Origin of the sequence: Actinoplanes sp. NPDC051633 (genome assembly GCF_040681735.1) — a bacterium.
Taxonomy (GTDB): Bacteria; Actinomycetota; Actinomycetes; order Mycobacteriales; family Micromonosporaceae; genus Actinoplanes.
The window spans coordinates 1-8,112 of the sequence record NZ_JBFAZH010000249.1 but is presented as its reverse complement, the minus strand read 5'-3'; the positions used below and the strand labels follow the sequence as shown (position 1 = coordinate 8,112).

General features: G+C 71.3%; 9 protein-coding genes. 4 read left to right on the top strand and 5 right to left on the bottom strand.

Annotated features, from left to right (window positions below; translation table 11 throughout):
• Both AB0M20_RS16345 and AB0M20_RS16340 read left to right on the top strand, forming a co-directional pair.
• The coding region (locus AB0M20_RS16345) for a glycoside hydrolase family 2 TIM barrel-domain containing protein (protein ID WP_364298808.1) at nucleotides 1-504 on the top strand (504 nt) is incomplete at its 5' end.
• The gene (locus tag AB0M20_RS16340) at nucleotides 453-3,302 is read left to right on the top strand and encodes an NPCBM/NEW2 domain-containing protein (protein ID WP_364298806.1); all 2,850 of its coding nucleotides are present in this window, start codon (nucleotides 453-455) and stop codon (nucleotides 3,300-3,302) included. The genes AB0M20_RS16345 and AB0M20_RS16340, both read left to right, overlap by 52 nt.
• A 201-nt stretch (nucleotides 3,303-3,503) precedes the next feature.
• On the opposite strand, the gene AB0M20_RS16335 is transcribed toward AB0M20_RS16340, so the two are convergent.
• Entirely contained in the window at nucleotides 3,504-4,178 is a 675-nt protein-coding gene (locus AB0M20_RS16335; RefSeq protein WP_364298804.1) for an alpha/beta hydrolase-fold protein, read from the bottom strand.
• Nucleotides 4,179-4,250: 72 nt separating this feature from the next.
• On the opposite strand from AB0M20_RS16335, the gene AB0M20_RS16330 reads away from it, so the two are divergent.
• Nucleotides 4,251-4,826, top strand: a complete 576-nt coding sequence (locus AB0M20_RS16330; RefSeq protein ID WP_364298802.1) for a nucleoside hydrolase — start codon at nucleotides 4,251-4,253, stop codon at nucleotides 4,824-4,826.
• A gap of 10 nt (nucleotides 4,827-4,836) precedes the next feature.
• On the opposite strand, the gene AB0M20_RS16325 is transcribed toward AB0M20_RS16330, so the two are convergent.
• Together AB0M20_RS16325 and AB0M20_RS16320 are read right to left on the bottom strand one after the other, a co-directional pair.
• Entirely contained in the window at nucleotides 4,837-5,577 is a 741-nt protein-coding gene (locus AB0M20_RS16325; protein WP_364298800.1) for a ricin-type beta-trefoil lectin domain protein, read from the bottom strand.
• A 27-nt stretch (nucleotides 5,578-5,604) separates the two neighbouring features.
• On the bottom strand, nucleotides 5,605-6,123 hold the full coding sequence (locus AB0M20_RS16320; RefSeq protein ID WP_364298798.1) for a VOC family protein: 519 nt from the start codon (nucleotides 6,121-6,123) through the stop codon (nucleotides 5,605-5,607).
• A gap of 73 nt (nucleotides 6,124-6,196) precedes the next feature.
• Between AB0M20_RS16320 and AB0M20_RS16315 the strand changes: the two genes are divergently transcribed.
• Nucleotides 6,197-6,943 carry a hypothetical protein gene (locus AB0M20_RS16315; RefSeq protein WP_364298796.1) on the top strand — a complete coding sequence of 249 codons (747 nt, stop codon included), beginning with the start codon at nucleotides 6,197-6,199 and terminating at the stop codon, nucleotides 6,941-6,943.
• A gap of 10 nt (nucleotides 6,944-6,953) precedes the next feature.
• Here the strand turns inward: AB0M20_RS16315 and AB0M20_RS16310 are convergent, their stop codons facing one another.
• Both AB0M20_RS16310 and AB0M20_RS16305 read right to left on the bottom strand, forming a co-directional pair.
• The gene (locus tag AB0M20_RS16310) at nucleotides 6,954-7,772 is read right to left on the bottom strand and encodes a pentapeptide repeat-containing protein (RefSeq protein ID WP_364298794.1); all 819 of its coding nucleotides are present in this window, start codon (nucleotides 7,770-7,772) and stop codon (nucleotides 6,954-6,956) included.
• Between the two features lie 56 nt (nucleotides 7,773-7,828).
• Nucleotides 7,829-8,112, bottom strand: a 284-nt coding sequence (locus AB0M20_RS16305; protein WP_364298792.1) for a hypothetical protein, incomplete at its 5' end; no start/stop codon positions are given.

Genomic DNA, 8,112 nt, shown 5'->3' with positions numbered 1-8,112 from the left:
ATCAAGGGGGTGAACCGCGCCGAGACCGACCCGGACACCGGCCGGCACGTGACGCGGGCGGCGATGCGCAAGGACGTCGCGTTGATGAAGCGCCTGCACGTCAACGCCGTCCGCACCTCGCACTACCCGTCGGACCCCTACTTCTACGACCTGGCCGACGAGCGGGGCCTGTGGATCGACGACGAGGTGGACATCGAGACGCACAACCACGAGAGCTGCCCGTCGAACTGCCTGGCCGACCGGCCGGAGTGGCAGGCCGCGTTCGCCGACCGGTTCCGGGCCATGGTCGAGCGCGACAAGAACCACCCGAGCGTCATCTTCTGGGACACCGGCAACGAGGCCGGGCTGGGCGCGGCGCACTACGCGATGGCAGCCTGGCGGACGCCAACGAGCCGACCCGCCTGCTGTACCACCAGTCGAACAGCCCCGACGGTGACGCGCCGTTCGCCGATGTGGACGGCCCGCGCTATCCCACGCCGGCCCGGCTGGAGGCCCGCACGGTGAGCAGCGCCAAGCCGATCGTGATGGGCGAGTACGCCCACGCGATGGGCAACGGCCTGGGCAACTTCGACCAGTTCTGGGCGCTCGCCCGCCGATATCCGTCGATGCAGGGCGGCTTCATCTGGGACTGGGCCGAGCAGAACCTCCGCCAGCCGCTCCAGATGCTCAACGACCACGCTTTCCTGGTCGGCAAGCCGTCGGTGCGGGACGGCGTGATCGACCTGTCCGGGCTGGACGACTTCGTCGACGTCTTCCGCGACCAGAAGTTCGACATCACCGGTCCGTTGCGCCTGGCGGCGCGCGTCAAGCCGGGTGCGTGGTCGGGCAGCTTCCCGATCCTGACCAAGGGCCTGGGGTACGCGCTGCAGATGCGCGACCGGGACACCCTGGAGTTCGGCGCCGACATCGGCGGCTGGACAACGGTCGCGGCGGACGTGCCGGCCGACTGGTACGACAACTGGCACGAGGTCTCCGGCAGTTTCGACGGGTCCACCCTGCGACTGTTCATCGACGGCGTGCAGGCCGCGAGCGCCGCCAGGCCGGGTGCCGTCGACCCGGGCCTCTTCGAGGTCAACATCGGCCGCAACGCCGAGACCCAGCAGGACAACGACCTCTGGAACGCCCGCACGGGGCACGGCCAGATCGACTGGGCGCGCATCTACGGCAGCGGCGACGAGCCGGTCCTCGCCCTCGAGTTCGACCGGGTGCAGCGCCGCGGGGACTTCCTCAGCCTCGGGATCAGCCTGTCCGGCACCGACGGCCTGGTCGGCTCCGACCGCTACCTGCAGCCGGAGACCGCCGAGATGGCCTGGGCGCAGGCGCCGATCCGGGTCACCCGGGTCGATCCCACCACCGTGCGCGTGACGAACGAGCAGCAGGCCGGCACGCTCGGGACGCGCGTTCGCTGGCGGTTGACCGAGCAGGAGCGAACCCTCCGCGCCGGGACCCGGACGGTGACCCTCGCTCCCGGCGCGTCCGCGGACATCCCGGTGGCGGCCGCCCCCAACCCCGGCGACCGGGAACGCTTCCTCACCGTCACCGCGTACAGCACCCGGGACCGGACCTGGGTGCTGGGCAGCGGTCAGTTCACGGCCGGCGGCCGGGCGGTCCCCGGCGTCCTTCCGCTGCCCGTGCGCGGCGCGCCGCGGTCGAGCTCCGACGAGAACGGCATCACGGTCACCGGCGACGGCTTCCGTTACCGCTTCGACGGCGGCGTGCTGACCTCGATGCGCGCCGGTGGCCGCGAACTGTTGCGCGGCGGGCCGGTGCTGGCCGTGATCCGCCCGCCGACCAGCAACGAGACGTACGACTGGGGCACCGACGACCGCCGCGTCTGGCACGACGTCGGCCTGGACGCGCTGCGCCGCACCACCACGTCCGTCGCCGGCGAGTCCGCCCCGGACGCCGCCGTGGTCCGGGTGACCGAGCGGTACACCGGGATCAGCATCGCCTTCGACCAGACCCTCACCTATCGGATCGACCGGCGCGGCACGATCTCGCTGCGCCAGGAGGTCACGCCGTCCGGGGCGGGCACGGCGGCGCTGCCCTACCTGCCGCGGGTCGGTCTGTCGATGCGCGTCCCGCAGGCGATGCAGCAGTTCGCCTATCACGCGCGCGGTCCACAGGAGACGTACAACGACCGCAAGAGCGGCGCCGCCATGGGCGTCTACCGCAGCACCGTGGCCGACGAGTACGTGCGCTACTCCCGGCCGCAGGCGTACGGCAACCACACCGACGCCCGCTGGGCCGCGCTCACCGACGGCCGCGACGGCCTGCTCGTCGGCGGCATGAACGACGTGAGCGTGACCCAGTACGACGACCTGGACCGGGCCGAGTACGACCACCAGCTCCCCCTGGTCCGCAACCGCGGCTGGGCGACCCTGCACGCGCTGGCCGGCGAGACCGGCATGGGCGAGACGCCGAACTCGGTCCTCGCGCCGTTCCGCCTCCCGGCCGACCGCCCCTACGCGCAGGATCTGGTGTTGCGGCCGCTGACCGATGCGGAGGCCCGAAACGGTGGCGTGCCCGACTCGGACGTGCCGGCGCCGTGCCCGCCGGCCGTGACGATCGACGCGCCGGAAACCGTCACGCCGGGCACCCCGGCGGCCGTGGGCGTGGCCGTGGCGGCGGGCTGCGAGATCTCCTCCGCCACCGTCACCCTCGCCGCTCCGGCCGGCTGGACCGTCACCCCGGCGACCGCGACGCTCGACGGCCCCGGCACGGCCACCTTCCAGGTCACCGCGCCGGCCGGCACCGATGTGGGCAGCCACCCGCTGACCGCGACCGTAGTGAGCCGGACGCCGGAGGGCTTCGTCACGACCACCACCGCGTCGGCCGAGGTGGCGACGCCGCTGCCGCCGGGCTGGTCGTGGGTGAGCGACCGGCCGTTCGAGGCCGTGACCAACGGGTGGGGGTCGGTGGAGCGGGACATGTCCAACGGCGAGGAGGCGGCCGGGGACGGCGAGCCGTTGACGATCGCGGGGCGCGCGTACCCGAAAGGTCTTGGGGTGCATGCTCTTTCGCGGGTGACCGTGCCGCTGGGCGGGGCTTGCACACGGTTGCGGGCGGACGCCGGCGTGGACGACGAGACGGGCAGCGACGGGACGGTCGTCTTCTCGGCATGGCTGGACGGCGCGAAGGTCTGGGACTCCGGCCGGGTGACGGGCGGCGCGGGGGCGGCACCGGTCGACGTGGACCTCGGCGGCGCGGGCTCGCTCGAGCTGCGGGTCGAGGATGCGGGCGACGGCAACGCCCACGACCACGCCGACTGGGCGGCCGCTCGCATCTCGTGTGCGGGCTGAGAAGGGGACGCTTGTGCGGCTACTCAGGATTCCGTGGGTAGATCTAGGGTCACTCCACCCCTGCTCGGTGAACGCCGCCGACTGCGCTGTCGCCCCGGAGAGCCGAAGGATCCGGTTGAATGCTGTGGTGAGTCGCACGAGTTGATCAACGAACGACGGCAACGTGACCATCGTTTGTGCCCTCAGCGGGAGTCGGGCGGGTCAGTGTCCGAACGCCCAAGCCACCATCAGCGGAAACTCTTGTTTCCAGAACGCGTCGCCGTGCGAGCCGACCCGTTCGGTCAGGACAACTTCGCCACCCGCACCACGCAGCGCTCTCGCCCACCGGGTCGCATTGTTACGGAAGAACGGCTCCTTGGTGCCGGCGACGAGGTAGGTGCGTGGGAGCCTGCTGGGTAGCACGGCGGGTGGCTGGTACCCCGCACCGGGCGAGGCGCAGAAGACCGCGCCGTAGATGTCGGGATGACGAAGCCCCATGGCCAGCGCGAGTTCTGCACTGGCGGACACACCGAACGCCGCAGTTCGGTCGGCCGGCAGCTTGGTGCCCAGGCGGGTCGCCGCCCATCGGCGTACATCCTCGACGAAGAATTTCTCGTGTGCCGCGAACCGTTGCGGGTCGAAGGTGAACGCGTCCGTGCTGCGGCCCGGTGAGTACTCGTGCAGCCGCAGTGTCTCGTCCTCCAGCCGGTGCGCGCCGATGATCATCGTGGGCGTTAGATCGGCGGCCTCCAGAGCCGCTCCCCACGACGTGATCAACTGGCCGTCACCGGCAAAGACGATCGCCTCGGGCGCAGCCGCCGGGACGTACGCGGTGACCTGACGTCCGCCGTCGTACTCCAACACCTCAGTAACGAGCTCGCCTGCTGTGGACGACATCGGCGTGGGCTCCTTGCTTACATCAGGTAGCAACTGGCATGTGCTCGCAACAGTGCCGACTATCGCCGAACAGTGCCAGACATAACCGAACGTCAAGATCCTCTGAGAGCGTCCAGCGCACACACAAATCAGAGAAGCCGCACGCTTGTTCTAGGCTGGCCCGATGACCGGGCCGCTCGCGCCGTCCCCGCCGAGCCGAGCCCGGCGTCGGAGGACCTCATCGGCCGGGCGCGCTCCTCCTCGCCCGACGAGCCGCTGCATGTGCTCGCCATCGGCGCGCCGACCAACGTCGCGGCTGCGTTGCCGGCGGCGCCCGACATCGCCGAGCGCGTCGTGGTGGTGTGGCTCGGCGGCAACCCGCGCTACTGGCACAAGGCCGTGGAGTTCAACGTCTCCCAGGACATGGCCGCCTCGCGCGTGCTAATACCCCGACCACTTCGCCAGGTCGAAGGTGCTGTGGGATCTGGGCGTGGTGGCCCGGCTGGTGAACGAGGAGTGGGTCCCGACCGCGGTCGTGCACAGTCCACTGCTCACCGACGCCGGCACTGGAGCCACGACCCCACCCGGCACATGATCCGGGAGGCGCTCTGGGCCGACCGCGACGCCATCTTCGGCGACCTTTTCCAGAAGCTCCGCGGCCCGGCCTGACGGGCGAGCCCTACGGCAGCTTCCAGCCCTGCCCGTCCGCGCCGCACGCCGCCAGCCGCACCCCGCTGCCCGAGCGGGTCATGCACCGGCCGGCGGCGGAGTTGACCAGCGTGCCGCCCTCCCCGACGCGCCACTGCAGGGTGCCGTCGACCCCGCAGGTCTGCAGGCGGACCGCGTCGCCGGCCGACTGCGCGCAGAGGCCGACCGCCCGGAAGGTCCCGTCGGAGGCCAGGGTCCACCGCTGCGTCGAGGTGCCGTCGCAGCGGCGGACGGCCAGCCCGGTGCCGATGATGATGGTTCCCCCGGTGACGTCGAGGCAGCCCTCCCCGCCCTCCACCGTGCCGGTGCGGTCGGCGGCCGGCGGCGGCGGGAGGGTCGGCGGCCGGCTGGTCCCGCCGGTCGGCACGCCCGGGGTGGGGGTGGGGTTCGCCGGGGCGCTGGTCGTCGGCGGCGGCGACTTCGTCTGGCTGGGTGATGACGACGGAGACGCCGACGTGGACGGCGCCGGGGTCGAGGCCGGCACCGCCGCCGGCGAATCGGACGCCCGCCGCGAGGCGGCGGGCCAGTCGGCCGGCGCGGCGGCGGAGGACGACTCGTCGGCGTCGGGCCACAGCGCCACCATCGTCGTGATGACGGCGACCAGCAGCGCCAGCCCGGCGCCGATCAGCCAGGCCATCTGCCGGCCGTCGTCAGCCCCGCCACCGCCCTTGACCGGGCCGGCGGCCGAACTCGCTTTGTCGTCGTTTTCCACCGGTGCGAGAAACTACCAAGATGATCGTCAATTGACTAGTTTGGTGCCCTCGAAGATGGCCAGTTCCTCACGGTAGAGCTCGATACCGACGCCGTTGGGGTCGCGGATGTACACGCTGTCCTCGATGCCGCGGTCCGGGCCGAGGTATTCGATGCCGGCCGCGTCGAGGCGCTGCTTGGCGGCGGTGAACTGCTCCGGGCTCACCGACAGCGCGATGTGCTGGACGCCGCCGATGGTCTCCTGGAAGTCCGGATGGTCGTGGCCGGGGAAGTCGAAGAAGCCGAGCAGCGTGCGGTTGCCGACGTCGAAGAAGAAGTGGCTGGACCCGGTGTAGTCGCGGTTCTCCACCAGCTCGACCAGCGGAAAGCCGAGCAACTCCTGGTAGAAGCGGATGGTGGCCTCGACGTCGCGGCAGATCAGCGCGGCGTGGTGGATGCCCCGCGCGGTGCTCGCCGGGCGCTCGGCGAGCGGTCGCAGGTACTGATCGCGCAATGCGTTGCGGCGTTCGCGCACGGCGTCGAGCTCGGCGCCTTCCGGCTGTGGCATGTGGTGCTCCCCTCGGTGGACTTCCCCTATCTTCGCGCTGCCGTCTCGGGCGTGGCGCGGGATCATGCAGTTCATGGTGTTTCCGGTCTACGCGAGCAGCAACGAGGTGGGCGGGCCGGCCGGCCACTCGTACGCGGTCGTGCTGGTGCGCGGGGGCGAGGGCGTGCTGCCCGCGCTGCGGTCGATCAGGTTCAGCGGCTGGGTCGCCCGTGCGCCCGTGGACGGCTGGCTGCCGGTGGTGACCGCGTCCGGTGAGGGGACCGTGGCGGGCGGCCGGCGCGGGGTGATCGGCGTCGGCGAGGCGCTGGCCGGGCTGGGCGCGCCGGTGCTGGCGATCCGTGTGCTCAAGGACCGGCAGCTGGCGCTCGTCGCGTGGGCGGAGGGCGAGGAGGCCGGGCGGTACGTCAGTGACCCGTCCCTCGAGCCGGACGCCGAGGAGGACGTGCTGGCCATCACCGTCGGCGACGAGAACGCCCACGTCATCGCGGCGCTGTGCGAGCGGCCCGACGCCGGCGACGACCTGGCCGAGGTGCTCGGTGAGGAGCTCGACCCGGAGAGCACGATCGAGTCGGAGCGCCTCGGCCGGACCGCGCGGCTGCTGGGCCTGCCGACCTGGCTGGTGGCGATCCCGTCGCTGCCCAGGGACATCCCGACCGGACCGTCCCGCCGCGACTGGATCCGGCTGGGCGCCGGCGTGCCGGGCCTGGCGGGCTACGTGACCGGCTGGGCGGTCAACCTGATCCGCAAACGCCGCCCGCCTCCCCCGGCCCTCACCGACCCGCCCCGCGGCAGCTCCGGCATGGACCCCTGGCTCATGTAGGCGCGGCCCCTCATCGCGTCAGGTGACCGATGCAGGTGGCGCCGGCCGGCCGGCCTGAGGAATCGGGCCGCGCCCGGGCATCGCTGTCCGTTCCGTCGGGACAGATGGTGTGCGACCAGATCGTCTTGTCCGTCACGGCGCCGCGGAGATCCGCGCCTCGCAGGGTGGCGTTGGTCAGGTCCGCACCGGTGAGGTCCACGTTGCGAAGGGAAACCCCACGCAGGTCGGCGCCCCGGAGGTTCGCGTTGCGCAGCGAGGGCGCGGGTTGCTCCGCCTTGGCGGGGTTCGCGGCCCAGGCGAACAGGATGATGCCGGCCGCGCCGACGAGCATGCCGCCGGCGATGTGCCGGCGAAGAATGTGGAACCGATGGTCGAGATCCACGGTCGCGGCTTTGTCCAGGAGGTCGTCCATCAACGCCACGAGATCGTCGAGCCCATCACGATCCGGCTCCGACTCGTCGTAGATCCGCTTGATCTCGACGGGAGACGCGAAGCCGCCCAGCGAGAGCGTTGATTCCCGGAGAAACCGGCCGACGGAATAGGGGGATCGACTCTTCGACTTCTTGGTCCGGTTTTGCGATTGCGGAGTCGCTTCCCATTCTTCGATCAGGTCCTCGAACGTCCACCGTCGAGGCGCAAGGACGTCGACCACTTTCCACATCGCCCACAGGATGGCCAGCAGCCCGACCAGCACTCCCGTGATGGCAAGGTAGAGCCGGATCGAGTTCGGTGGCAGCGAACCGACACTGGACAGCTGGCTTCCCGCCACGAGCACGACGCCGATGGCACCCAAGCCGGCGACGAACCACTTCGCCGCCGTGCGAACCAACTCTCGTGCCGCGGTCAGATCATCGGACGACTTCCCGTCAGCATTCACCGCCACGACTACTCCACGACGATCGCTTTGGCGTACTGGGTCCGCGGAGCCGCCTTGACCTTGATCGGCTCACGACGGTCCACGGCCTTCGCGGTCGTGGCCATCGGGGGCGGGGTCTTGGCGGAAGCGGCCTTCTTCGCCGCCTTGGTCTTGGCGGCCTTGGCGGCCCTGGAGGTCTTGGAGGTCTTGGTCTTGGGTTTCTCGGCCTCGGGGGCCGCCTTCTTCGTGGTGATCTTCGGTACCGGCTTCACTCGGATCGAGGGGGCTGCTTCGGAGGCTTCTCCTGCGGGTG